This window comes from Corallococcus terminator, assembly GCF_049194865.1.
Classification (GTDB): domain Bacteria; phylum Myxococcota; class Myxococcia; order Myxococcales; family Myxococcaceae; genus Myxococcus; species Myxococcus terminator_A.
Genome location: NZ_JBLZWL010000059.1, coordinates 1 through 25014, shown reverse-complemented (window position 1 = coordinate 25014; position 25014 = coordinate 1). Strand labels below are relative to the sequence as shown.

Genomic DNA, 25014 nt, shown 5'->3' with positions numbered 1-25014 from the left:
CCCTGAAAAGGGTGGGCGCGGCCGGGTCCGGGGCGGGGGCCCGAATCAGCTGGCGTTCCCCACGGGGGACGCCTCACGAGATTTCGGAGGCAACGTGAAGGACATTTTCAACTTCTTCGAGAAGCCGAAGGACCCGCTGTCGTTCAACGCCATCCGCATCGCGCTGGCGTCGCCCGACAAGATCCGCCAGTGGTCCCATGGCGAGGTGAAGAAGCCGGAGACCATCAACTACCGTACGTTCAAGCCCGAGCGTGACGGCCTGTTCTGCGCCCGCATCTTCGGGCCGGTGAAGGACTACGAGTGCAACTGCGGCAAGTACAAGCGCATGAAGCACCGTGGCGTGGTGTGTGAGAAGTGTGGCGTGGAGGTCATCCAGTCGAAGGTCCGCCGCGAGCGCCTGGGTCACATCACCCTGGCCACGCCGGTGGCCCACATCTGGTTCCTCAAGTCGCTGCCGAGCCGCATCGGCAACCTGCTCGACATCACGCTCAAGGAGCTGGAGAAGGTCCTCTACTGCGAGAGCTACATCGTCCTCGACCCCAAGTCGACGCCGCTGACCAAGGGCGAGCTCATCAGTGAAGAGAAGATGCACCGGCTCTACCAGGAGCACGGTGAGGACTCCTTCACCACGGGCATGGGCGGCGAGGCCGTCCGCGAGATGCTCAAGGCGCTGGACGTGGAGCGGCTGTCCGAGGACCTGCGCAAGGACATGCGCGAGACCACCAGCGAGGCGAAGCGGAAGAAGTACGCCAAGCGCCTGAAGGTGGCCGAGGCGTTCCGCGTCTCCGGCAACAAGCCCGAGTGGATGATGCTGGACGTGATTCCGGTGATTCCGCCGGACCTGCGTCCGCTCGTTCCCCTCGACGGTGGCCGCTTCGCGACCTCCGACCTGAACGACCTGTACCGTCGCGTCATCAACCGCAACAACCGTCTCAAGCGCCTCCAGGAGCTCAACGCCCCTGACATCATCATCCGCAACGAGAAGCGGATGCTTCAGGAGGCGGTGGACGCGCTGTTCGACAACGGCCGCCGCGGCAAGACCATCACCGGCCCCAACAAGCGGCCGCTCAAGTCGCTGTCCGACATGCTCAAGGGCAAGCAGGGCCGGTTCCGTCAGAACTTGCTCGGCAAGCGCGTGGACTACTCGGGCCGCTCCGTCATCGTCGTCGGTCCCGAGCTGCGCCTGCACCAGTGCGGCCTGCCGAAGATCATGGCGCTCGAGCTGTTCAAGCCGTTCATCTACAACAAGCTCGAAGAGAAGGGTTACGTCACCACCATCAAGTCGGCGAAGAAGATGGTGGAGAAGGAGCGTCCCGAGGTCTGGGACATCCTCGAGGACGTCATCCGCGAGCACCCGGTGCTCCTCAACCGCGCCCCCACGCTGCACCGCCTGGGTATGCAGGCCTTCGAGCCCGTCCTCATCGAAGGCAAGGCCATCCAGCTGCACCCGCTCGTCTGCGCGGCGTTCAACGCCGACTTCGACGGTGACCAGATGGCCGTGCACGTGCCGCTCTCCATCGAAGCTCAGATGGAAGCCCGCGTGCTGATGATGTCGACCAACAACATCCTCAGCCCCGCGAACGGCAAGCCCATCATCGTCCCGACGCAGGACATGGTGCTCGGCATCTACTACATGACGCGTGCCCGCGAGTTCGCCAACGGCGAGGGTCGCGTGTTCAGCTCGCCCGACGAGGTGCGCGCCGCGCACGACCACGGCGAGGTGCACCTGCAGGCCAAGGTGGTCTGCCGCATCGACGGCGTCCGCAAGGAGACCACCGTCGGCCGCGTCCTCCTGTGGGAAGTGGTGCCGCGCCGCGTGGGCTTCGACGCCATCAACAAGGTGCTCGACAAGAAGTCGCTCGGCGGCCTCATCGACCTCTGCTACCGCCTCACCGGCGAGAAGGAGACGGTGCTGCTCGCGGACCGCATCCGCAGCCTCGGCTACTACAACGCGACCCGCGCCGGCATCTCCATCGCGCTCAAGGACATGATCATCCCTGCGAAGAAGCAGGAGTTCCTGGACTACGCGCGCAAGGAAGTGGCGGAGATCGAGAACCAGTACCTCGAGGGCCTCATCACCGACGGTGAGCGCTACAACAAGGTCATCGATATCTGGGCCGAGGTCACCGAGAAGGTCGCCCAGGAGATGATGCAGCAGATCTCCCAGGAGGAGACCTACGGGGACAAGGACGGCAAGCGCGAGCAGCGCAAGCAGCCCTCGTTCAACCCCATCTACATCATGGCCGACTCGGGCGCGCGTGGTAGCGCCCAGCAGATCCGTCAGCTCGCCGGTATGCGCGGCCTGATGGCGAAGCCCTCCGGCGAAATCATCGAGACGCCCATCACCGCGAACTTCCGCGAGGGCCTCTCCGTGCTGCAGTACTTCATCTCCACGCACGGCGCTCGTAAGGGTCTGGCGGACACCGCGCTCAAGACGGCCAACTCCGGTTACCTCACCCGCCGTCTCGTCGACGTGGCGCAGGACGCCATCATCAACGAGTACGACTGCGGCACCATGGACGGTCTGTTCATCGGCGCCCTGGTCGAAGGCGGAGAGATCATCGAGCCCCTCGGCGAGCGCATCCTGGGCCGCGTGGCTCTCGATGACATCCTCGACCCCGTCACGGGCGAGGTGCTGGTGCGCGCCAACGAGGAGATCGACGAGGAGCGCGTCCGCCGCATCGAGAACAGCGGTCTGGACAAGGTGAAGATCCGCTCGGTGCTCACGTGCCAGGCCAAGCGCGGCATCTGCGTGGAGTGCTACGGACGAGATCTGGCCCGCGGCCGGAAGGTGTCCGTGGGCGAGGCCGTCGGCGTCATCGCGGCGCAGTCCATCGGTGAGCCGGGTACGCAGTTGACCATGCGCACCTTCCACATCGGTGGCGCGGCGACGCGGCGCGCGGAGCAGTCCAGCCTGGAGAACCGCTACGCCGGTAAGGTGAAGTTCGCGGGTCTCACCACGGTGCAGAAGGTGGATGGCACCCTGGTCGCGATGAACCGCAACGGCGAGCTCGTCGTGGTCGACGACTCGGGCCGTGAGCGCGAGCGCTACCAGATCATCTACGGCGCCCGCATCCTCATCAAGGAAGGGCAGCGCATTGAGCCGGGTACGCTCGTGGCCGAGTGGGATCCGTTCGCGATTCCGCTGCTCACCGAGGTCGGCGGCACCGTTCGCTACGAGGACATCATCGAAGGCGTGACGATGTCCGAGACGCTGGATGAGGTCACGGGCCTGTCCCGCAAGACCATCATCGAGTCCAAGGACCCGGAGGCGCGTCCGCGCGTCTCCATCCGCGACGCCCAGGGCAACACGAAGGACCTGCCCTCGTCCCGCAACCCGGCGAGCTACTTCCTGCCGCAGGGCTCCATCATCACCGTCAACGACGGCGATGAGATCCACCCGGGCGAAGTGCTCGCCAAGGTGCCCCGCGAGACGACGAAGACCAAGGACATCACGGGCGGTCTGCCCCGCGTGGCCGAGCTCTTCGAGGCGCGCAAGCCGAAGGACGCCGCGGCCATCGCGGAGATCGACGGCGTGGTGTCGTTCGGCAAGGACACCAAGGGCAAGCGCAAGCTCATCATCACCCCCGAGGTGAATGGCGAGCAGCGCACGGACCTGGCCAAGGAGTATTTGATCTCCAAGGGCAAGAACATCAGCGTCCACTCCGGCGACCGCGTGAAGGCCGGCGAGGCGATGATGGATGGCGCGGCCAACCCGCACGACATCCTCAAGGTGCTCGGCGAGAAGGAACTCGCGCGCTACCTGGTGGACGAAGTGCAGGAGGTCTACCGACTCCAGGGCGTGAAGATCAACGACAAGCACATCGAGACGATCGTGCGGCAGATGCTCCGCCGCGTGCGCGTCACCGACGTGGGCGACACCAACTTCCTCGTCGACGAGCAGGTCGAGAAGTGGGTGTTCGAGGAGGAGAACGAGAAGATCATGGCCGAGGGCAAGCGCCCGGCCGTGGGTGAGCCGCTGCTGCTCGGCATCACCAAGGCCTCGCTCTCCACCGAGTCGTTCATCTCGGCGTCCTCCTTCCAGGAGACCACGAAGGTGCTCACCGAGGCCGCCATCAACGGCAAGGTGGACTACCTGCGCGGCCTCAAGGAGAACGTCATCATGGGCCGGCTCATCCCCGCCGGTACGGGCCTGCCGAATTACAAGCACCTCGACATCGAGGTGGAGAGCCCGACCGACGAGGTCAACGAGATGGAGGCCGCTCTCGCTGGCGCCCATGGCGACGGTGGCCCCCTGGGCTCGTCCCAGCGCCCGGAAGGCACCCAGACGACGGGCGCCGCCTAGCCTCCTCCGGCCGCCCCTCGGGCGTGCCGGCTTGCTTCCCTCCGCCGCCCCGGTGCTCGCATCGGGGCGGCGGTTTCATTTTGTGGCCCGGATAAGCCGGATTTCCCGGACGTTGACCTTGACGCCCATGGCGCGCTGCGTTAAGTTTCGCGCGTAGACTTTTGACACACTGGGTTAGTCCCCGGCGACGCCGGGACAAAAAGGGGAGGACGACATGGCCACGACGAAGCAGGCGGCGACGAAGCACGAGGAGACGACGACCGAGGCGAGCGCCGAGGCGGTGAAGAGCGGTCTTTCGAACGTGGAAGTATTCCTGAAGGCCCAGCTCGCACATGCGCAGAAGCGCATCGAGGAGCTGGAGGGTGAGGCCGGCAAGGTGGTGAAGGCGCTGGACGCCCGCCGCGTGGAGGCCACCAAGGAGGCGCAGTCGCTGTGGACGAAGTTCCAGGCGGGTGAGCTGCTGACGGACCCTCGCGTGAAGGAGCTGGGCACGAAGGTGAACGCGGCCGGCACGGAGCTGCGCAAGCGCCTGGACGGGCTGCAGGCCAAGGTCGTGGAGACGGTGGGCGTGGCCAGCCAGTCCCAGCTTCAGGAAATCAACAAGGAGCTGTCCAAGCTGTCGCGCAAGGTGGACGCGCTGCTCAAGCCCATCCGCCGCAACGGCGCGGGCAAGGGTTCGGAAACGACGCCGCGCGCCTGAGAGCGCCGCGTGGTTGACGGTTGGTGCCCCCTTCCTACTCCACGAGTGGACATGGAGCAGGGGAGGGGGCTCGTTCTCGTTTCCTTCACCCCAGGGGTGTGATTACGTGGCAGGTCCGTTCGACTGTCCCAGGCTTGCTTGCCTGGCACACCCCTCCCGGAGAGACCCATTGGACAACAAGCCCGAGGCCCCCCGAGAGAAGAACCCTGTCGCGGAAACCTTTGAGCGCATCTGGAGTCAGGCGCTGCTGGCGGTGAACACCGCCGAAGAGGAAGCCTCCCGGGCCGTGCATCGGGTGGCGTCCGTGGCCGGCTGGAGCCAGGACGAGGTGAAGCGCCAGGCCCAGGCCTTCTCGGACCGTCTGGCGGGGCACCGCAAGGACCTGGAGCACAACGTGGAAGACAAGGTCCGCACCGCCCTGACCCGGATGAAGCTGCCCCGCCGCGAGGAGCTTCAGTCGTTTGGCACCCGGCTGGAGCGCCTGGCCGAGCGCATCCAGGCCCTGGAGCAGCGTAAGTGAAGGCCCCCGCCCCCACGGGCGGGAGGTCTTTCGGTACGCGGTTCTTCGAATCTCTCCACGCCCTCAGCTCAGGCTGCTCCCGAGTCCCCCTGCTGGCGGGGGTGATGCTCGTCATGTCCGCGCGGGTGGTTCCGCTGCTGGAAGAGCGTCCGGTGCAGCCCGTCGTCCCGGAGCGCGTCGGCGCCGAGAGTGCTTCTCCCGAGGCCTCCCTCATCGACGTGGTCCTGTCCCGCCGCGCGCCGGACCTGGGGCTCACCCTGCGGCGGCAGTTGGGCCAGGCCATCGCGGAGGAGGCTCGGACGGCGGGGTATGATCCGCTGCTCGTGCTGGCCCTCATCGACGTGGAGTCCGACTTCGCGGAAGAGGCCGTCTCCGAGAAGGGCGCGCGCGGGCTGATGCAGATCAAGCCCAGCACCCTCCATTTCCTCGCGGAGAAGGAAGGGCTGCGGTTGTCCCGCGAAGAGGTGACGGCCGACACCGCGCTCTGCGTCCGGCTGGGCATCCGCTACCTGCGCTCGCTCCAGGACCGCTTCGGCGGAGACCTGGAGCTGGCGCTGATGGCCTACAACGCCGGGCCCACCCGCATCCGCAACGCCATCAAGCAGGGCGAGCTGGAGCGCTTCCGGCGCTATCCGCGGGCGGTGCGGCGCGACTTCCGCCGCTTCCGCGAGGGCCACGGCCTGGGCGGAGACTGGGCCCTGGCCCAGCGCGAGGCCCCCAGCCCTGAGTCGACGCCCTGACGCGTCGGTGAATCTCCTGGCCGCCCGGCCGCTCCAAGCACGTGCATGTGCGCCTTGTCCCGTTCCCCAGGGTGCGCTAAGCGTTGCAAGTGCCCGGGACTGTTGGAGATTCCGAGGAGTGACCACATGAATCGCCCGTTTTCGAGCGCGGCGCTCACCGCCGCCCTGGTGGTGCTGTCGCCGCTGGGTGCCCTCGCCGGCTCCGTCTACCTCAACGGTGTGTTGATCGACGGCGTCACCAACACGAAGTTCGAGAAGGCCACCGTCCGCATCGACGAGGCCGGCAACATCCACATCGATGCGCCGGGCTACCGCGCCTCGACGTCGACAGTCACGCCACCTCCGACGGCTCCAGCGCAGGTTGCCACGGCGCCCGCCGCGCCCGGGGCGACTCCCGCCGCGGCACAGGCGTCGACGCCCCAGGCCATGGCCGTGCCGGCCTCCGGACAGGGGACTCCCGCCGCTGCCGCCACGCCCGCCGTGGCCACGACGCCGGGACGCATCACCCAGCGCTACTGGCTGGTGACACAGCAGACGGTGCCGGGGATGACGGAGTACGACATCGACGTGTACGTCAACTCCCAGTGGCTCCGGAAGCTGCGCGGCAACGAGGACCAGGTCGTCGTCGATGTCACCAAGCACCTGCAGCCCGGGGCGAACCAGGTGATGTTGATGGCGAAGAAGGTCGGCACGGGCTCGCGGCGCAGCGATTCGCCCAAGCACGTGTTCCGGGTCATCATCGGGGAAGGCAACGAGGGCGGTGGGAACGTGATGATCGACAACCCCCTCATCCGCTTTCAGACGACGGCGGCGGAGTCGAAGGACGTCACCCAGGAGTTCACCCTCACCACGCGCTGACGGGGGAGGGTTCACGGAGAGACACGTCGTGTTCAACCTGGACGAGCGCTATCGCGGCCTGCCCGCTACGCGCGAACAGATCCTCGCGCTGCACACCTCGCTCAACACGCCCCATGTGGCCATCCCCGGCAAGCAGGCCGGCCCGGCCCAGGCGTTCGTCGTGGGCCTCCGCGGCGGGCAGGGGGCGGCCGTCTTCGTCTACCTCTACCTCTCCGAGGCGGGGGACTGCGCTGTGTACCTGTCCGGCCGCCGCAACATGACGGCCGACGAGTACCGCGACGACGAGGGGGAGGCGCTCGCCTTCGTCGAGTCGCTCGGCTTCATGATGGATGACGCCAACTGGCGCGCGCAGCCGGCGGAGCAGCAGGACGAGATGCTCAAGACGCTGCCGGTCTTCTTCAAGGACCCCACGCTCGTGCCGGCGGTGAAGGCGCGCGCGGAGGAGAAGAAGAACGTCACCACCACCCTGGGCCGGTTCCTCGCGGCCTTCTGAGTCCCGCCTCCCACTCCCTTTCCGTCGTCGAGAACCGCCCCATGCTCCGCCTCACCTCAGCAACCTGCTCCCTCGCGCTCGTGTTCGCGCTCTCCGGCTGCGTCCATACCCCCACGGAGAAGGAGCGCCGCAGCGCGGAGATTCACTACGACCTGGCGCTCCAGGCCCAGCAGCAGGGGCACCTCCAGGACGCGCTGCGCGAGCTGCAGGTGTCCCTGGACAATGACCCGGACTACCCGGAGGCCCACAACGCCATGGGCATCCTGCTGCACATGGCCTTCAGCCGGCCGGCCGAGGCGGTGAAGCACTACGAGCACGCGCTGAAGGTGCGGCCCGGCTTCTCCGAGGCGCGCACCAACCTGGCCAACGTGCACCTGGACCAGTCCCGCTACGACGAGGCCATCAAGCTCTACGAGCAGGTCCTCAACGACATGCTCTACCTGACGCCCTACATCGCCCAGGCGAACATGGGCTGGGCGCTCTACAAGAAGGGCGACACGGCGCGCGGGGTGAGCAGCCTCAAGGCGTCCGTGACGACCAACCCCGGCTTCTGCCTGGGCTACCGCAACCTGGGCATCATCTACGACGAGACGGGCAAGCTGGATGAGTCGTGCCGCCAGTTCTCCCGCTTCCGCGAGAACTGTCCGGAAGCGGCCGAAGCGCACATGCGCGAAGGCGTCTGCCTGGCGAAGCTGGGGCAGGCGGATGGCGCCAAGCAGGCCTTCGAATTCTGCGAAGCCAAGGCCAAGGCGGGCGAGCAGGAGATGAAGGACGACTGCCGAAGGCTGCTCGAAAAGCTCTAGTCTGCTATCTGGACGTACCGTGGACCACGTCGACTTCGGCAAGTACCTGAGCCAGCAGCGCGACCTCCGGGGCATGTCCCTGGAGGACGTCGCGCGGGAGACCAAGATTCCCCCCACGCTCATCGCCGCCCTGGAAGCGGGACAGGTGGAGCGGCTGCCTTCGCGCATCTTCGTGGTGAACTACATCAAGGCGTACGCGCAGGTCATCGGCCTGTCTCCGGAAGAGGCCGTGCTGCGCTACGAGGAGGTGGACCGCTCGGTGCCCTCTCCGTCGCCCGCGCAGCTCGAGAAGGAGCGACGCAAGCGCGCCTACGTGGGGCTGTCCGTCCTCCTGGTGGCCCTGGCGCTGGGCGTCTATCTGTTCCTCATGCTGAGCGGGAAGCTTCCTTCTCTGCTCGCGCGTTGAACCAAGCCATGGAGCGCTACGACGACGATGCGCTCGTGCTGTCCACCATGGACTACGGCGAGGCGGATCGCCTCGTAACGTTGCTGACGCGCGAGCACGGGAAGCTGACGGCCTTCGCCTCCGGGGCTCGCAAGAGCAAGCGACGCTTCGCTGGCGCCCTGGAGCCGTTCATGCGGCTGCGCGTCCACATCGTCGAGACTCGCGGCTCCACCGTGCGGCTGGACTCCACGGACATCGTCGCCGGCTTCTACGCCGCGCGAGAGGACCTGTCGCTCATCGCTCGCGCGCTGTACGCCGTGGAGCTGTGCCGGGAGCTGACTCGGGACCACGAGCCGCAGCCGGAGCTCTTCTTCCTGCTCGAGGGCTACCTGCGCCGCCTGGATGCGAAGGAGGCGGGCCCCACGTCGCTCCTGGCCTTCGAGCTGTCGGCCCTGGCCCACGCGGGCCTGATGCCTCGCTTCGACTCGTGCTCGCTGTGTGGGAAGGAGCCGGGTGAGCGGCCCCGGTTCGACCAGGCTCACGGGGGCGCTGTCTGTGAGCCATGCGGCCTGCGCGCTCGCGAGGCCGTCCCCATTCCCGCGGCGCTGCTCTCCGGACTGCGCGCGCTCCAGGAGGGCGAGCGCACGCCGCTGCCCGCCGACCTGCGCGCCCGGGCGCGTGCATTGCTCAACGTCTTCATCGCCCATCATCTGGGGCGACGCCTCAAGACCGTGGACTTCATGGCCCAGGTGGGCCTGGACTGAAGGGGCGCGGCGTCCGCGCCACGCAGGGGGAAACCATGAGCGAGGGACAGGAGTCGCCGCTGGACGTGGTGTGCTTCGGTGAGACGCTGGTGGACTTCCTTCCCTCCGAGCAGGGCAAGCGCGTGCGCGAGGTCGCCGCGTGGCATCCCTGTCCCGGAGGCTCGCCGGCCAACGTCTCGGTGGGCCTGGCCCGGCTGGGCCTCAAGTCGGCCATGCTCGGCGTGGTGGGCTCCGACGAGTTCGGCCACTTCCTGCGCGATCGACTCGCTCAGGAGGGCGTGAATGTCAGCCACCTGCGCCAGACGCCGGAGGCTCGCACGGGGCTGGTGTTCATCTCCCTGGACGCGAAAGGAGAGCGCAGCTTCACCTTCTTCCGCACGCGCTCCGCGGAGTTCCTCCTGGGCGAGGCCGACGTGGACGCGGACTTCCTGCTCCGCGCGAAGGCCGTGCACTGCGGCTCCAACTCCCTGCAACGCGACGAGGCCCGCGCGGCCACGGTGCGGATGCTCGGGCTGGCGCGCGACGCGGACCGCATCGTGAGCTGCGACCCCAACCTGCGCCTTCACGCGTGGGAGGACCCGGAGCAGCTCAAGGGCCTGCTCGCGCGGATGCTGCCGCTGTGCACCGTGGTGAAGCTGTCCGAGGAAGAGATTGGCTTCGTCACCGGCACGGAGTCTCCCGAGGAGGCCCTGACGAGACTGTCGGCCCTCGGCGTTCGCCTGCCCGTGGTGACGCTGGGCGAGCGGGGCGCGCTGTTCCTGTGGCGAGGCGAGCGGGTTCAGGTCCCCGCGCCTCGGGCCCGTGTGGTGGACACCACGGGCGCGGGAGATGGCTTCGTCGCGGCGCTGCTCCATGGTCTCGTTCGGTGGTACGGCGGCGCTCGCGCCCTGGAGGCCGCCACGCGCGAAGAGCTGGTGGTGCTGACGACCTTCGCCTGCGCGGTCGCCGCCCGCGTCGTCGAGAAACAAGGTGCGGTGGACGGACTGCCGCGCGTGGATGAGCTCGCGTCGGTGTGGCCCTCGCGACCCGCCACGCGTTGAGTCGCGGCGGGGCGGAGTCAGGCCTACCGGGGAGTGATTCGCGTCACGAAGCTGTCCGTCGAGGACCTCCCCGTCACCGGACCCGAGCCGAAGTCGAGGGTGCCGACGAGCCGTCCCCAGAGGATGACATCGCGCAGGCCCGCGCTCGCGACGCGCAGCGCCGACTGATTGCGGCCGTCACCAAAGGAACGGCCCCAGCGGGGCACCCCGTCGCCGCCCAGCTTCGCCACGAAGATATCCTCACCGCCCGCGCTCATCAGTCGACCTTCGCCGAAGTCGATGGACGCGCTGAACGAGCCCGTCACCACCGGGTTCCCCGCGAAGTCGACGTCCACGTCGTAGCCCCAGTCGAAGCCCGGGCCACCGAAGCTTCGGCTCCAGCGGTGCTGGCCCGCGCCATTCAACGAGGTGACGAAGACGTCTCCGTCGGCGCTCCAGAGCGGACCTCCGCCATGGTCCACCGTGCCGATGAACGCGCCCGTCCCCACGACGTTGCCCGAGGGGTCCACCGCCAGTCGCCAGAAGGTCTGCGTCCGCAGCGCGCCGAAGCTCTTTGCCCAGAGCGGCTCGCCGTGGGCATCCAGCTTCAACACGTACACGTTGAAGCCGGGCTCGGAGAGCCAGGGCACTCCGTTGAACGACAGCGCGTTCAGGTAGCCGCTGCTGATGAAGAGGTTGTCTTCCGGGTCCATCGCCAGCGAGGCGAGGGTGCTCTCAGGGCCCGCTTCGTAATGGAGGTTCCACACGGGGGCGCCCGTTCGTCCCGCGAGCCGCACGACGAACTGGTTCAGTGGGCCCTTCGTTGGAATCGGCCCGTCGCCGTAGTCGATGGCGCCATCGAAGTAGCCGCTCACGAGCACGTCTCCATCCACCGCGAAGGCGAGCGTGCCCGTCTGCTGCTGCCCTCCATCACCGAAGCAGCGGCCCCAGACATGGCCACCGGAGACGTCGAACTTCGCCACGAAGGCGCGCGGAAAGCCGGGCTCGCCACGGCAGGGCAGGGGACCTCCACCGAAATCGAGCAGACCCCAGTAGTCACCCGTGATGACCACGTTGCCCACGCTGTCGACGGCGATGCCCGTGGCCTGTTGGTAGCTCTCATCGCCGAAGCGCTGGCTCCAGAGCAACTGCCCTTGTGGGTCGAACCTCGCCACGACGACGTCCGAACTCGCCGTGCCCACGAGCACCGTGTGTCCGTCCGGCTGGACCGCGAGGTCTCCAAACCCGTCGACCCCGCCGTACGTGGAGGTCCAATCGCGACGCGAGGGCTCCAGGGATTCAGGCTGCTCGCGCGACGCCGTCGACGTCGCCACCTCCGCCTCGGTGCTGACGCCACAGGCCGCCACCAACGCCGAGAACCACAGAGAGGATGAAAGCCTGAATATCGAGTTCATTCAGTCAGGCTAGGAAGGCTGATCCGCTCGACGCAAGGCGTACCCGTCGCTCGCGTTCGAGGCCGAGCGGTGGTGCTCGTGACGGTGCTCCGCCCGTCACCGGGCTGGTTCCATGTGGAGGGGAGGGGCTCGTGCTGGAGGGGGGCGGGATGAAAAGATGGGGCTGCCCATGGCCTTGCCCTCACCGCATGCCTTGCCCGAGGAGGAGACGTCGCCGCTGGCGCCGTCCGCCGCGTCCCCGTCGCTGCTGAGCATCCCGGGGGACACGCCCGAGGCCACGGACACCTACTGGCTGAACCACGTCTACCAGGGGGACCGGCTGCCCCAGTTCACCCTTCGCTCCGTGCTGCTCGGCGCGGGCATCGGGGTCATCACCTGCGCCACCAATCTCTACATGGGCCTCAAGGTGGGGCTCGCCTTCGGGGTCGCCGTCACCGCCGCGTTGCTCGCCCATTCCTCGCATGGACTCCTGCGTCGGCTCACTCCAGGACTCGCGGGCGCTCCCCTGTCTCCGCTGGAGACCTGCAACGCTCAGGCGGTCGCGTCGGCGGCGGGTTATGCCACGGGCGGCGCGCTCGTCTCCGTGCAGGGGGCATGGTTGATTGTCACCGGCCAGCATCCCTCCGGACCGACGCTCCTCGCGTGGACCTTCTTCCTGTCCGTGCTCGGAGTCCTCTTCGCCGTTCCCTTCAAGCGACAGCTCGTGGACCACGAGCAGCTTCCCTTCGCCTCCGGCACTGTCGCCGCCACCACCATTCGCACGCTGCACTCGACGGGGGCTGAAGCCGCGCCTCGGGTTCGACTGCTCGGATTGGGAGGCCTGGTGTCCGGGCTCATCACCGTGGCGCGTGATGGATGGGGTCGGCTCCCCGCCTCGATTTCCTTCCCGGGCGCGTGGGGTGGCGTGCCCCTGGCGCGGCTGGGCTTCGGCCTTGATTTGAGCCTGATGGCCGTGGGCGCGGGGGTGCTGCTCGGGCCGCGCACCACGACGTCGATGATGCTGGGAGCGCTCATCATCCACGGGCTCGTGGCTCCTCGCGTGTTCGGCTCCGGGCTCGTCTCCCTGGAGAAGGGAGACTTCTCCGAGTGGAGTCTGTGGCCCGGAGCGGCCATGCTCGTCACGGCCTCGTTGCTCCAGTTCCTGCTCGAAGGTCGCGTCCTTCGGCGAGCCTGGCAGGGACTGTTCTCCCGTCGCGACTCACCGCCTCATCCCGTGGACGCCTTGCAGGTGCCCCGCACCTGGCTCCTCGCGGGCCTCATCGTCGTGGTGCCGGCGACCTTGTTCGTCGCATATCGCGGCTTCGGGGTTCCTCTCGCGCACGCGGCCCTCGCCATCGCGATGTCCTTCGTCCTGTGCCTCATCTCGTGTCGTGTCACGGGAGAGACGGACGCCACCCCGGTGGGCGCGCTCAGCCAGGTGACGCAGGTCACCTTCGGCGTCCTGCTGCCCCAGCAGGTGAACGCCAACCTCGCGACCGCGGGCATCACCGTCAACTCGGCCTCGTCGTCCGCGGACCTCCTCACGGACTTGAAGACGGGCCACCTGCTGGGTGCGAATCCCCGCCGATTGTTCCTCGCGCAGTTGCTCGGCTCGGGCGTGGGAGCGCTCGCGGTGGTGCCGCTGTTCTTCCTGCTCGTGCCGAACCGCGAGGCGCTGGGGGGCGAGGAAGGTTTCCCCGCGCCCGCTGCCTTCATCACCGCGAGCGTCGCGCGCGTCTTGTCCTCGGGATTGAGCTCCCTGGAGCCCGCGACTCGCGCCGCGGTGGGTTGGGCCGCGCTCGCCGCCGTCGTCCTCGTCCTCGCGGAGCGGCTGCTCCCGCCACGCGCGCGACGGTGGGTTCCCTCGCCACTGGGCATGGGACTGGCGTGCCTGCTCTTGCCCTCCTATTCGCTGAGTCTGTTTCTCGGCGGGCTTGTCGCCTTGCTGGTGGGATACGTGAAATCCACGACTGCGGAGGGCCGCCTGGTGACGTTGGCCGCCGGAAGCATCGCGGGCGAAGGACTGGTGGGCGTCGCCATCGTGCTGCTTCAAACGCTCTGGTAGCGTCACGTCCCACCGATGCGCTGCCCGAACTGCCACCGCCGCCTTTTGCCGGGCGCGGCCTGTCCCGTGCACGGCTCGCGAGTCCCTGGCGGTCCTTCCAGCGAAGGACTGTCACTCGCGGACGTTCCTGGCGTGCGCGTCGCCGCGCCGCTGGGCAGCGGGGGCTTCTCGCACGTCTTCACCGCGTACCGTGACTCGGACGGACGCGAGGTGGCCCTGAAGCTGGGACATGGGCCGCATCAAGAGCGCTTCGCGCGCGAGGCCACCGCGCTGCGCCGCGTGGGGCCGCCCACCGTGCCGGAGCTGCTCGAGCATGGCGTGGTTCGCGGACGTCCCTTCCTGGTGATGGAGCACCTGCACGGGCAGACGCTCGCCGCGTGGATGGCCGCGCTGCCCGGCACTGGCGCCGCGTCGCTGCCGCATGTCCGGGAGATGCTCCGTGGCCTGTGCGTGGCGCTGGAGCGGACGCATTCGGTCGGCGTCGCGCATCGCGACCTCAAGCCCGAGAATGTCTTCCTGCGCGAGGGTGGCACGCTCAGCCTCCTCGACCTGGGCCTCGCGCGTTTCTATGACGTCGAGGGCGACGACTCCGAGGACGACCTTCCTCCAGGCGTGACGCCCGCGGGACAGCGGCTGGGCACGCCGCTCTACATGTCTCCGGAGCAGTGTCTCGATGCGCGGCTCGCCAGCACGTCGGCCGACATCTACTCGCTCGGCGTCCTCCTCTTCGAGCTGCTCACCGGCGCGCCGCCCTTCATCGGAAGTCCCGAGCAGATCCGCCACGGCCACGTCAGCCTGAGGCCGCCCCGGGTCTCCGAGCGCTGCGCGGTGCCCCCCGCGCTCGATGAAGTCCTCCGCACCTGTCTGGCCAAGGCGCCCACCGAGCGCTTCGCCCGCGCCCCCGATGTGCTCGCCGCCTTCGATGCCGCGTGTCACGTCGCCGTCTCCACGAGCATCGTCCCTCCCGTCGAGGTCGCCAACGTCGCGGCGACCCTGCTCATGGGCTCGGGGCCTCGACATGTGGCGCTGCTGGGGCTCCAGGCCTCGCTGTCCGTGGACGCGGTGCTGGCCTCCATCGAGCCGCAAGGAGGCGTCATCGCGCGGGTGAGGCGCGGCGGTTATGTCCTCGCCTTCGCCGAGTCGCTCACCGCCGAGGCGAACGTTCGCGCGGGTGCGCTCGCCGCGCGGCGACTGGTGGAAGCAGGAGAGGCGTCGGCCATCCTCCACCTCGCGGAGCTGCATGTCTTCGCGGGAACATCCACCCTGCGCCTGGCCGGCCCCGCTCTCGATGCGCCAGGAGACTGGTGGCCCGCGGAGTGGGTGCCCGGCGAGACGCGGGTCACCGCCTCGGCGGCGGCGCGACTGGAGCCCGGCGCCACAGAGGCCGTGGGAGCCCCCGAGCCGCCCGTCGCGTCAGTGCCCGCGGGTGGACGGCTGCGGCTGCTGGACCGGGGCATGTCCAGCTCCGTGTCGGAGCCGCCTCCGCTGGTGGGGCGTGAGTCGCTGGTCGACCTGTTGGAGCAGGAGGCCACACGCTGTCTCACGCAGGGCGTGCCCGGCTTCTCGGTCCTCACCGGCGACGTGGGGCAGGGCAAGTCACGGGTCATCGAAGCGCTCGCGCAGCGGCTTGAGGCGGCGGGACGCGCCCAGGTCTTCCGGCTGCGCGCGGCGGCTCCGGATGTCTCCGCGCCAGAGGCCCTGTTGGAGGCGCTGAGAGCCTCCGTCGGTGAAGGCGCGTCGCCACTCCCGGAGACGCCTCGCTCCGGGCCCATTCCTCTCGCCGACGCGCGACACGCCGCCGCGCGCTGGCTCGCCGAGGCGCTCCGACATCGCGCGCGGGAGACGCCTCGCGTGCTGTTGCTGGATGACGCCCACCTGGCCGACCCCACCAGCCTGGACGCGCTGGAAGTGGCAACGCTAGCGGGGGCGTCCGCGCCGCTATGGGTTTGCGTGGTGGCGCGTCCCGCGCTGCTGGGCCTGCGTCCCCACCTGGGCGAGCGCAGCGCGCATGCGTCGCGACACGTCCTGCCGCCGCTGTCTCCCGAGGCGAGTCGCGCGCTGCTGCTCCACCTGCTTCGTCCCGCCGAGCACATCCCCGAGCCGGTGCTCGCGCGACTGGAGCAGCTGGCCCAGGGCGTGCCCCTGTCGCTGGTGGAGCTGGCCGTGGCGCTGCGGACCGCCGGTGCGCTGCGCGCCTCTCCCGGCGGAGGTTGGTACATCGCCCCGGACGCGCTGCTCGACGTGTCGGTGACGCCGCTCTTCCAGCGGCTCGCCACGCGCGTGCTCGCGGGATTGCCCGACGCCCACGGCGTGCTGGCGCGCCTGTGCGCGGTGCTGGGCTCCGAGCTGGATGTCGTTCGCGTGGACGCGGCCCTGCGTCACCTGGAGCCTCGCGATGAGATTGTGGGCGTGGCCACCACGCTGGACGCGGGCGCCGGGCTGCAGCGATTGGTGCGCGCGGGCCTGCTGCGCCCCATGGGCCTGGGCCGCTTCGCCTTCCGCCATCCGTTGCTGCGCGAGGCCCTCGAGGCGCTCCTGCCTCCCGCGACGCGCCGCACGCTGCACGCCGCCGCGCGCCTGGCCACTCCGGGCACGTCACCCTCCGAGCGTCGTCGTCGCGCGCACCATGCCGCCGCCTGTGGCGCGCACGAGGAGGCCGCCATCGCCTTCCTCGCGCTGGCCGAGGAGGCACGTCGCGCCCATCAATCCGTGGAAGCGGAGCAGCACTACACCCGCGCGCTCTCGCTGCTTCCGGAGGAGGACATCGCGCGACGGGCGCTCGCGCTGGCGGGCCGCGGACGCGTGCGCCATCGCCTCCAGCGCTTCCATGAGGGCCTTGGAGACCTCTCCGCCGCGCGCGCCCTGGCCGAAGGCCGTGGCGACAAGTTCCTGCCCGTGGACCTGCTGCTGGAGGAAGCCACCGCGCGCGACTGGATGGAGGACGTGGACGGCTCGACGGTGTGCGCGCGCGAGGCGCTGGAGCGAATCGAGCACCTCGACGACCCGCGCCTGTCGCTGCGCTGCTCGCTGGCCCGGGGGCGGCTGCACGTGCGCCAGGGCGAGTGGGGGCCCGCCGCGCGAATCCTCGCCTCCGTCGTCGAGGGCGCCGAAGGTGCTCGCGAACACGAGACGCTGGTGGTGGCCCTGACGATGCTGGGCTCCTCGCTCACCTTCCTCCAGCGCACGGACGAAGCCTCCGCTCGCTTCGAGGAGGCGGTGTCTCGCTGCGAGGCCGCTGGTGATTCCCTGCACCTGGCCGCGACGCTCATCAACCGCGTGCTGCTGTGGCTGGGGCAGGGGGACGTGGCGCGGATGGAAGAAGACCTGCGCCGCGCCATGGGACTGGGGCGCGAACTGGGCCACGCCCAGGTGGAGCGCTGGTCCACCTTCAACCTCGCGGAGGTGCTCTACATGCAAGGGCGGCTGGAAGAGGCGCTGCCCCTGGCGCGTCGCGCGCACGAGCTGGGGGTGCGCTTCTTCCTCGAGCATCCGGTGCCCCTGGATGCGCTGCTGCTCGCGCGCATCGGCGCCGCGCTGGGCGACCTGGCGGAAGCCTCCCGACAGCTTCGCTGGATTGAGTCCCACTGCCCCCCTGCCTCCCTGCCTCCCACCGCGGTCATGCGTCGGTTGGTGGAGCTCCAGGTGCGCGAGGCCGAGGCGGGTGCGGGCTCGCACGAGGAGCGGGCCTGGCATGCCCTGGAGGAGGAGGCGCGGGAGCTGGCCTCTCCCGACGAGAAGGCGGAGCTGCTCCTCCAGGCCGCGCACTCCGCCTTCGCCGCCCGCAGGCTCGCCGAGGGCCTCATCTGGCTGGCCCAGGCGGAGAGCGCCGTCTCGGCCGCGCCCCTGTGGCGCCCGCGCCTGGTCGCTCTCCAGGACGTGGCTCGGCGGGTGTAGCGCGCGAGGCTACAGAACCTCCGCCGTGTGACTTTCCTCGCTACAGCAGGACGACCTGCCAGGGTGGCCTCCACGAGCGGCAAGGCGACCGGCGGCGGGCTGGCCTGGAGCGTGCTTCTGTGAGGGGGTATTTCGCTGTAGTCGTGTTTTTCACTGGAGGAGCGTCCATGGGTGTCACTGTCCGTCGCCCCCCGTCGGGAATCGTGTCCGTGCTGTTGGTGGTCCTGGCCGGTTGCGGCGCAGGTGGAGGCGAACCCTCGAGCCCTCCAAAAGCGGAGGTCGGAGAGAGTCAGGCGGAGATCCGCATCGCCAACTCCCTGTCCACCAAGGCGCTCGTCCTCAATGCCATCAGCACCAATCCCATCGCCAACGACATGCTGTCGAGGACCGAGCTGTCTGCCCTCTTCAGCGCGACGGGCGGAGACCCGTACATCCTCAAGCAGCTCCATGACGAGGATGCGGAGACGTTCATGTCGTACCTGGTGAGTTGCGCGCTGGGGCCCAATCAGGTGCTCTGGTACTACAACCCCCGGCCCGCGAGCGCTGGCGTTCACCTCTGGGGTGGCAAGGCGGGGCTGTGTACGCAGTGGCTCAATTCCGCCCCTACGGCGGCGTGCCTCCGCCGCGTCTCCGGGTGCCTGCTGGCGCGCAACAACGCGCTGGGCCGCCGTGTGGAGCTGTCCATCCGGGGCGAAGTGCCGGGAGACCCGAGCATCTTCTACCTGGAGGCCCAGACGAAGCCCGCCGAGTACCAGCCGACCACGGCCACGAAGCTCGACAGCTTCGCCATGTGCACTTCGAGAGAAGGGGGCGCGCAGCGAGACTGTGGATGGACGGCCGACGGCATCGGCGCGTGTATCCCTGGCTCGACGGTGTCGTTGGGCGCGGGGGGCGTTGTCTCCTGTCCCGGCCCGACGGTGGGCTCCAGCTCGGGTGCCCAGATGGTGCTGCGCGTGTGCTCGGGTGTCGTCGGCTGCGACTCGGGAAGCTCCACCAATCTGGGTGAAGGGGATGAGAGCTGCGCCGGCTCGGAACCCGTCGTCACCTTCACCTGTCCGACGGAGGGCTACTACAGCGTGATGACGGCGCCGTGGGACAGTGACGACGTCGGCACGGCGACCGTGGAGGTTTCACAGGGTTCCGCCGCGAGGTACGCGCTGACGGAGTCCCAGGTCTTCGCGATTCGCGAGGGCGCCTTCTACGGCAACATCTTCGTGCCGCAGGCCCTGGCCACCAAGGTGTTCGTGGAGGAGGTCTTCAACGGCGGCGAGCGACCGACCTACAAGGTCGTCGGCAAGGAGGCCATCGTCGACGGTTCCATCTACAAGAAGATGTACTCCTGCTACGACCCCGCCTGGAGCGAGGGCGCGGCGTACTCCTCGTCCCGAGTCTGCGCGCTCCCCAGCCCCCTGGGCGGCGGCGCCAACTGCGCGTCCACCGTCGCGGGGCCGTGCTGGAACACCGCGACGCAGACGGGCAGGTGCGAGGTGAATGATGGCTCCCAGGTGCCCGGCGATGGTGACTACGAGCGGTGCAAGGACACCACCGGGAAGCTCTGGCTGGAGCCCGTGACGACGTTCCTTCATGACCCGTGCGGGCCCGTGGAAGACCCACGCGGGGGCAAGCTGTGCAGGCGTACGGTTCCCACGGTGCCCACGCGTCCGACGCGGGAGCGCTAGTCGATGACGACGGGAGGCGTGGAGTCGCTCTATGGCGAGGAGCTGCGGCCAGGAGCCCTGGTGGGCCGTTGGGTGGTGGAGCGCGTCCACTACCGGGGCCCTGTCTCCACCCTCTATCGTGCTCGGGACGTGGGAGGCGGAGGCGTGGCGGCGCTCAAGGTCCTCCAGTCGGCGGCGTTGACGACGGACACCGCGCTGCGCCGCTTCCGCCGTGAGGCGGCCACGCTCCAGCGGCTGAGTCATCCGCACATCGTCGGCGTGCACGACTACGGCGAGCTTCCGGATGGCAGGCCCTTCATCGCCATGGAGTGGCTGGAGGGCAGGGACCTGGCCGCGGAGCTGGCGGCGCGGGGCCCGTTGTCCTCACGTGAGGCGCTGGAGATCCTGGAGCAGGTGGGCGCCGCGCTGCGGGTGGCCCATGCCGCGGGCGTGGTGCACCGGGACTTGAAGGCGCAGAACGTGATGAAGCTGTCCGGGAGCGGCGAGGCCCTCCTGGTGAAGCTGGTGGACTTCGGCGTGGCGAAGGGGCTGACGCCGGACTCTCCGGGCGCGTCGTCACTCACCCATACCGGCGTGGCGCTGGGCACTCCGCTGTCCATGGCGCCGGAGCAGATTCGCGGCGAGGCACCCGATGCCCGCACTGACTTGTACGCGCTGGGCGTGCTGCTGTTCCAGCTCGTCACCGGACAGCCTCCCTTCCAGGGCGCCACGCGGCACGAAGTGGAAGAACAGCACCTGCACGCGCCACCGCCCAGACCCGGTGAGCGGGCCCCCGTGCCCGCGGCGCTGGACGACGTGGTGCTGCGGTGCCTCGCCAAGAATCGCGAGGACCGGTACCCCGACGTCGTCGTGCTGCTGGAGGACCTGCGGCGCGCGGTGGGAGGCGAGAAGCCGCGCGAGGCCCAGGGCCACGCGGTGGCGCTCTACGCGGAGGCGCGACTGTCGCGTGCCCCCGACGCGGCGCTGCTGGAGCGGATGGACTGCCTGCTGGAACGGACGGGCGCGGTGGCTCGGGAGGTGGGGCTGGAGGTGCGACTGGAGGGCAGCGGCTGCCTCATGGCGCTGGCGCTGCTGCCCGACGACGCCGTCTCCGAGCGCGCGGTGCGAGAGCGGGTGCTGGCGGCGGCCTTGTCACTGCTGGAGGGCGCTCGCGACGCGGAGGGCGCGCCCGTGGAGCTGGCCATCACCGTTCACGTGGACCGACTGCCCGCCTCGGAAGGACGCGGGAGCGCCGGGGGCAGCCTGCTGCACCTTCCCGGCTGGGTGGCGGACTCCCAGGACACGGGGCTGGTGGCCACCGTGGCGGCGCTGAGGGGCTTGGAGTCGGGCTTCCTCGCCGCGCCGTTGCCGGGCGGCGGAGCCATCTGGTCCCGCGTCACCGGCCGACGCTGACGCTCACGGCTTGATGCCGTGGCGGCGCAGCAGTCGGTAGAGGTGGACGCGGTCCATCCCCGCGGTGACGGCGGCCTGGGCCACCTTGCCCTGGTGCTTCTCCAGGAGCGCGCGCAGGTAGCGCCGCTCGAAGTCGTCCACCGCGCGGCGGCGCTGGTCCGCGTAGGGGAGGCTGGGGTCCACCTCCATGGGGTTGCCCGAGCGCGACTCGTCCTCGGTCAGCTCCACGGCCTCCTCGAAGACGAGGCACCGCTCCAGGTAGTTGCGCAGCTCGCGCACGTTGCCCGGCCACGCCGCGTAGCGCAGGCGCGCCAGGAAGTCCGGCGTGCGCAGCGACGCGGTGCGCTCCCGCTCCGCGCCCAGCGAGCCGAGGATGCCCTCCACCAGCAGGGGCAGGTCCTCTGGACGCTGGCGCAGTGGGGGCAGGGGAATGCGCAGCACCGCGAGCCGGAAGAAGAGGTCCGAGCGGAAGCGTCCCGCGTTGACCTCCGCGCGCAAGTCGCGGTGCGTGGCCGCCATCAGCCGCACGTCCACCGGCTGGTACGTGTTGCTGCCGACGCGGCGAATCTCCCGGTTCTCCAGCACGCGCAACAGCTTGGGCTGAAGCTCCGCGGGCAGCTCGCCAATCTCGTCAAGGAAGACGGTGCCGCCGATGGCCTCCTCGAAGACGCCAGCGCGACGCTGGACGGCGCCAGTGAAGGCGCCCTTCTCGTGGCCGAACAGCTCGCTCTCCAGGAGGTGCGCGGGGATGGCGCCGCAGTCGACGACGAGGAAGGGCCCGTCCTTGCGGCGGCCCGCGTCGTGGATGGCCTGCGCCGCCTGGCTCTTGCCCGTGCCCGTCTCGCCCTCCAGCAGCACGGTGACGTCGCGAGAGGCCGCGCGCTCCATCATCGCGAAGCACACGCGCATGGCCACCGAGGCGCCGACGAGCGTGCCGAAGCGCGTGCTCTCCGACACGGGCAGCCGGTTGTTCTCCGCGCTGAAGTCGAAGCGCAGCACCACGCGGCCCAACCGCAAGAGGGAGCCGCTGCGCAGCACGCCCTCCATCACCTGGACGCCATCCAGGATGACGCCGTTGAGGCTGTCCAGGTCTCTGACCTGCGGCCCCTTGGGGCCGATTCGAATCTCGCAGTGGAAGCGGGACACGGTGGAGTCATCCACCGCGAAGTCGTTGAGCGGGTGCGAGCCCACCGAGCAGGTGTCCGCCGTGGACTCCCACGTGCTGCCGGAGTTGGTGCCCTCCACCACCGTCAGACGGAAGCGGCGCACCGTGGAGGCGTCATACGCGCGGCGGCCCTGCTCATAGGGCAGCGTCACGTGCAGCGCTTCGTCTCCTGAGTCCCGGGCGTCGACCTTCCAGAGCGAATCGTTCTGCACGTCTGGAGGCATGGGGGTGGTGCGGGCCCGGTCGGAAGCAGACATGAGCTTCAAGATACCATGGCCGCGCGACACGACGGTCCGCTCATCCACCTCCGCCTGCCCGCCAGGCATGCGGGAAAACCTCCGCGGAGGCCCGACCTGGAGCTTCACAGGCCGGGCCCCGCGTCCCCCCGCTCCGTGGCCCCCTGGGCCCCCCCCGGGGACACGAAGCGCACGGCCGTGGTGGGTTGCTCCCGGCCGTGTGGCGATTTCTCACAATGCAGTGGGTGTGCCGCCACACCCACTCCCCAGGGTCTTCGGTGCCCGGCGACGCCGGTTGTGACTCGTGGCGCTACAAATCCCGCCCGTCTGTAGCGCGGAGGGTTACAGCCCGCCGGGGTGTGCGTCGATGACCGTCATCGATGGGCTCGATTGGGCGCGCGCCCTCTCCGTCGGTAGGTACGGGGTGCCGCCACTCCCCGCACCCGGAGGAGGGCGAAGCCGCCTTCCCGCCCTCGGGGAGGCCCGCACCGGAGCGAGTCATGTCCCAGAAATCCATCCAGGTCCTTGTCCTCGTCCTCGCGAGCGTGGGGTGGACCGGTGCCGCGGTCGCCACGCCGCCGCCGAGCCCGCCCGTCGCGCGGGGACTGTCGAGCCCCGAGTCCGTCCAGGCGTGGAAGAAGCAACACGGCAACTGGGGACGCTGGGGGCCCGAGGATCAGCTCGGCACCGCGAACCTCATCACTCCGGCCAAGCGCAAGGAGGCCGCGAAGCTGGTGCGCGAGGGCGTGTCCGTCTCGCTGGCGCACACGCTGGAGACGCGGCAAGCCGCGGACGTCCCGTCGCCGCTGGAGCACCAGATGCTCTTCCATGGCGAAGCGCCCGAGTCCACGTACAGCGCGGACCGGCTGGCCCTCGGCTTCCACGGCTGGTCCCACACGCACCTGGACGCGCTCTGCCACGTCTTCGACGAGGGCCGGACGTACAACGGCTACGCGCAGTCGAAGGTCGACGCGAAGGGCTGCTCGGTGCTGTCGGTGAACGCGGTGCGCGACGGGCTCACCACGCGTGGAGTGCTCATCGACATGGCCGCGTTCAAGGGCGTGCCCTACCTGGAGCCGGGGACGCCCATCCACGCGGCGGACCTGGAGGCGTGGGAGCGCAAGACGAAGGTGAAGGTGACGAGCGGAGACGCCGTCATCGTCCGCACGGGACGGTGGGCGCGCCGCGCGGCGGTGGGGCCGTGGGACGTGTCCTCGCACTCACCGGGGCTGCATCTGTCCAGCGTGGAGTGGTTCGCCGCGCGCGGTGTCGCCGTCGTCGCGACGGACGTCGGGCTGGACGTGCTGCCTTCGGGCGTGGAGGGGTTCGTGATGCCGGTGCACGTGCTGCTCATCAACACGCTGGGCGTCCACGTCATCGACAACGCGGACCCGGAGGCCCTGGCGAAGGCCGCCGCGGCCCGCGGACGCTACGACTTCCTCCTGAGCGTGGCGCCCCTGGCCGTGGAGGGCGGGACGGGCTCGCCCGTCAATCCCATCGCGACCTTCTGACGGGAGCGCTTGGGCGGCGGGGGCGTCCTCGCCGCCACCCGGGTGAAGGTGCCGTCCTCGCCGCTCGACGTCGCGGCCTGGAACATCGCCTCGCGCAGCCAGAGGTGGCCCGGGTCGGAGTCGTGCGAGGCATGCCAGCGCATCGCGATGCTGTCCGCCGTCAACGCCAGGGGTGGAGGACTCACGCTCAAGCCAAAGGCCTTCGCGCTCGCCAGGGCCGAGCGTCGGGGAAGCAGACCGAGCAGCCGCGCGCCACGCAAGAGGTGCGGCACGCTGAGCGCATGGGTCGTCTGCACGGCCACGCGGCGGCGCAGCCGGAGCCGGGCGAGCGCGTCATCCACCGCGTCGCTGGAGTCCGCCCGTCGCGACACGCGGACATGCGGGATGGAGAGGAAGTCCTCCAGGGACAGCGGCGTGTCCAGGCGCACGACGCTCGGGTCGAAGACGACGAGGTAGCCTCCGGCGCAGAACAGCCGCAGCTTGTGATGCGGGGCCTGCTCCAGGGGCGGGCCCACCAGCAAATCCAGCGAGCCGTCATCCAGCATCGCCAGGCCCTGGGCATCCTGGAGTGGCGAGAGGGAGAGGGTGACGCCAGGGGCCTGCTCCGCGACGAGCGCGAGCAGCGGCGGCATCAGCGCGCACTCCAGCCCATCCGACAGGCTCACGCGGAAGTGGCGCTCCTGCGTGGCGGGGTCGAAGGGGCGCTGGGTGAGCACGCCTTGAAGGCACGCGAGCGCGGTGCGCACGGGCCCCGCGAGCGCCTGGGCGTGGGGCGTGGGGATGATTCCCGTGGGGGCCCGCGTGAAGAGCTCGTCACCAAGCAGCTCGCGCAGCCGCGCGAGGTGGTGGCTCATGGCGGGCTGGCCCAGGCCGATGCGATGGGCGGCCCGGGTGACGTGGCGCTCGCGCATGAGGGCGTCGAACGCCACCAGTAGATTCAGGTCCAGCCGCGAGAGCTGCGCGTGGTCGATGGGCTGCATGGCTTCGCGTCTCCTTGCCAGTCGCAGGGATAACGCAAAGCCGGTGTCCGTGCCCAGCGGAGGTGACGCTAGAACGCCAGGTTGAGCTGCAGGGTGATGAGCTGCGAGGT

General features: G+C 69.5%; 18 protein-coding genes. 15 read left to right on the top strand and 3 right to left on the bottom strand.

Annotated elements, in window-relative coordinates; all coding sequences use genetic code 11:
• Positions 1-94: 94 nt before the first annotated feature.
• From rpoC to ACN469_RS19390, 10 genes are all read left to right on the top strand, one after another.
• On the top strand, positions 95-4306 hold the full coding sequence (gene rpoC / locus ACN469_RS19435; protein WP_498770060.1) for a DNA-directed RNA polymerase subunit beta': 4212 nt from the start codon (positions 95-97) through the stop codon (positions 4304-4306).
• Between the two features lie 214 nt (positions 4307-4520).
• Positions 4521-5006: a hypothetical protein gene (locus ACN469_RS19430; protein ID WP_498770058.1), complete on the top strand. Its 486-nt coding sequence runs from the start codon at positions 4521-4523 to the stop codon at positions 5004-5006.
• Positions 5007-5175: 169 nt separating this feature from the next.
• Positions 5176-5526 carry a phasin family protein gene (locus ACN469_RS19425; protein WP_498770056.1) on the top strand — a complete coding sequence of 117 codons (351 nt, stop codon included), beginning with the start codon at positions 5176-5178 and terminating at the stop codon, positions 5524-5526.
• Complete coding sequence (locus ACN469_RS19420) at positions 5523-6266, top strand: lytic transglycosylase domain-containing protein (protein WP_498770054.1); 744 nt, start codon at positions 5523-5525, stop codon at positions 6264-6266. The genes ACN469_RS19425 and ACN469_RS19420 overlap by 4 nt, the downstream gene beginning before the upstream one ends.
• Positions 6267-6392: 126 nt before the next feature.
• Entirely contained in the window at positions 6393-7124 is a 732-nt protein-coding gene (locus tag ACN469_RS19415) for a hypothetical protein (RefSeq protein ID WP_498770052.1), read from the top strand.
• Between the two features lie 28 nt (positions 7125-7152).
• Positions 7153-7617, top strand: coding sequence for a social motility and stimulation tgl protein (locus ACN469_RS19410; RefSeq protein ID WP_253992009.1), 465 nt, complete (start codon positions 7153-7155; stop codon positions 7615-7617).
• Between the two features lie 41 nt (positions 7618-7658).
• Complete coding sequence (tgl, locus tag ACN469_RS19405; protein ID WP_498770050.1) at positions 7659-8420, top strand: social motility TPR repeat lipoprotein Tgl; 762 nt, start codon at positions 7659-7661, stop codon at positions 8418-8420.
• Between the two features lie 19 nt (positions 8421-8439).
• Entirely contained in the window at positions 8440-8826 is a 387-nt protein-coding gene (locus ACN469_RS19400; RefSeq protein WP_498770048.1) for a helix-turn-helix domain-containing protein, read from the top strand.
• Between the two features lie 8 nt (positions 8827-8834).
• Positions 8835-9569, top strand: coding sequence for a DNA repair protein RecO (recO, locus tag ACN469_RS19395; RefSeq protein ID WP_498770046.1), 735 nt, complete (start codon positions 8835-8837; stop codon positions 9567-9569).
• A 35-nt stretch (positions 9570-9604) separates the two neighbouring features.
• Positions 9605-10609, top strand: a complete 1005-nt coding sequence (locus tag ACN469_RS19390; protein ID WP_498770044.1) for a carbohydrate kinase family protein — start codon at positions 9605-9607, stop codon at positions 10607-10609.
• 23 nt (positions 10610-10632) lie between these two features.
• Here ACN469_RS19390 and ACN469_RS19385 read toward each other — a convergent pair whose 3' ends face one another.
• Positions 10633-12003: a hypothetical protein gene (locus ACN469_RS19385; RefSeq protein WP_498770042.1), complete on the bottom strand. Its 1371-nt coding sequence runs from the start codon at positions 12001-12003 to the stop codon at positions 10633-10635.
• Positions 12004-12172: 169 nt separating this feature from the next.
• Here ACN469_RS19385 and ACN469_RS19380 point away from each other — a divergent pair, with 169 nt between their 5' ends.
• From ACN469_RS19380 to ACN469_RS19365, 4 genes are all read left to right on the top strand, one after another.
• The gene (locus tag ACN469_RS19380; protein ID WP_498770040.1) at positions 12173-14047 is read left to right on the top strand and encodes an OPT family oligopeptide transporter; all 1875 of its coding nucleotides are present in this window, start codon (positions 12173-12175) and stop codon (positions 14045-14047) included.
• Positions 14048-14062: 15 nt separating this feature from the next.
• Positions 14063-17941, top strand: a complete 3879-nt coding sequence (locus ACN469_RS19375; protein ID WP_498770038.1) for a serine/threonine-protein kinase — start codon at positions 14063-14065, stop codon at positions 17939-17941.
• Positions 17942-18108: 167 nt separating this feature from the next.
• On the top strand, positions 18109-19620 hold the full coding sequence (locus tag ACN469_RS19370; RefSeq protein WP_498770036.1) for a hypothetical protein: 1512 nt from the start codon (positions 18109-18111) through the stop codon (positions 19618-19620).
• 3 nt (positions 19621-19623) lie between these two features.
• On the top strand, positions 19624-21012 hold the full coding sequence (locus ACN469_RS19365; protein ID WP_498770034.1) for a serine/threonine-protein kinase: 1389 nt from the start codon (positions 19624-19626) through the stop codon (positions 21010-21012).
• A gap of 3 nt (positions 21013-21015) precedes the next feature.
• Here the strand turns inward: ACN469_RS19365 and ACN469_RS19360 are convergent, their stop codons facing one another.
• Positions 21016-22401, bottom strand: coding sequence for a sigma 54-interacting transcriptional regulator (locus ACN469_RS19360; protein ID WP_498770106.1), 1386 nt, complete (start codon positions 22399-22401; stop codon positions 21016-21018).
• A gap of 512 nt (positions 22402-22913) precedes the next feature.
• Here ACN469_RS19360 and ACN469_RS19355 point away from each other — a divergent pair.
• Complete coding sequence (locus ACN469_RS19355) at positions 22914-23924, top strand: cyclase family protein (RefSeq protein WP_498770032.1); 1011 nt, start codon at positions 22914-22916, stop codon at positions 23922-23924.
• Here the strand turns inward: ACN469_RS19355 and ACN469_RS19350 are convergent.
• Positions 23843-24904 carry a LysR family transcriptional regulator gene (locus ACN469_RS19350; protein WP_498770030.1) on the bottom strand — a complete coding sequence of 354 codons (1062 nt, stop codon included), beginning with the start codon at positions 24902-24904 and terminating at the stop codon, positions 23843-23845. The two genes, ACN469_RS19355 and ACN469_RS19350, sit on opposite strands and share 82 nt — an antisense overlap.
• Between the last annotated feature and the right edge of the window lie 110 nt (positions 24905-25014).

Bases quoted from the DNA above. Each gene is read 5' to 3' on its own strand.
- ACN469_RS19390 (WP_498770044.1), top strand. From the start codon at position 9,605: ATGAGCGAGGGACAGGAGTCGCCGCTGGACGTGGTGTGCTTCGGTGAG.
- ACN469_RS19355 (WP_498770032.1), top strand. From the start codon at position 22,914: ATGTCCCAGAAATCCATCCAGGTCCTTGTCCTCGTCCTCGCGAGCGTG.
- recO (WP_498770046.1), top strand. From the start codon at position 8,835: ATGGAGCGCTACGACGACGATGCGCTCGTGCTGTCCACCATGGACTAC.
- ACN469_RS19430 (WP_498770058.1), top strand. From the start codon at position 4,521: ATGGCCACGACGAAGCAGGCGGCGACGAAGCACGAGGAGACGACGACC.
- ACN469_RS19365 (WP_498770034.1), top strand. From the start codon at position 19,624: ATGACGACGGGAGGCGTGGAGTCGCTCTATGGCGAGGAGCTGCGGCCA.
- ACN469_RS19415 (WP_498770052.1), top strand. From the start codon at position 6,393: ATGAATCGCCCGTTTTCGAGCGCGGCGCTCACCGCCGCCCTGGTGGTG.
- ACN469_RS19350 (WP_498770030.1), bottom strand. From the start codon at position 24,904: ATGCAGCCCATCGACCACGCGCAGCTCTCGCGGCTGGACCTGAATCTA.
- ACN469_RS19385 (WP_498770042.1), bottom strand. From the start codon at position 12,003: ATGAACTCGATATTCAGGCTTTCATCCTCTCTGTGGTTCTCGGCGTTG.
- ACN469_RS19375 (WP_498770038.1), top strand. From the start codon at position 14,063: ATGCGCTGCCCGAACTGCCACCGCCGCCTTTTGCCGGGCGCGGCCTGT.
- ACN469_RS19360 (WP_498770106.1), bottom strand. From the start codon at position 22,401: ATGCCTCCAGACGTGCAGAACGATTCGCTCTGGAAGGTCGACGCCCGG.
- tgl (WP_498770050.1), top strand. From the start codon at position 7,659: ATGCTCCGCCTCACCTCAGCAACCTGCTCCCTCGCGCTCGTGTTCGCG.
- ACN469_RS19370 (WP_498770036.1), top strand. From the start codon at position 18,109: ATGGGTGTCACTGTCCGTCGCCCCCCGTCGGGAATCGTGTCCGTGCTG.
- ACN469_RS19380 (WP_498770040.1), top strand. From the start codon at position 12,173: ATGGCCTTGCCCTCACCGCATGCCTTGCCCGAGGAGGAGACGTCGCCG.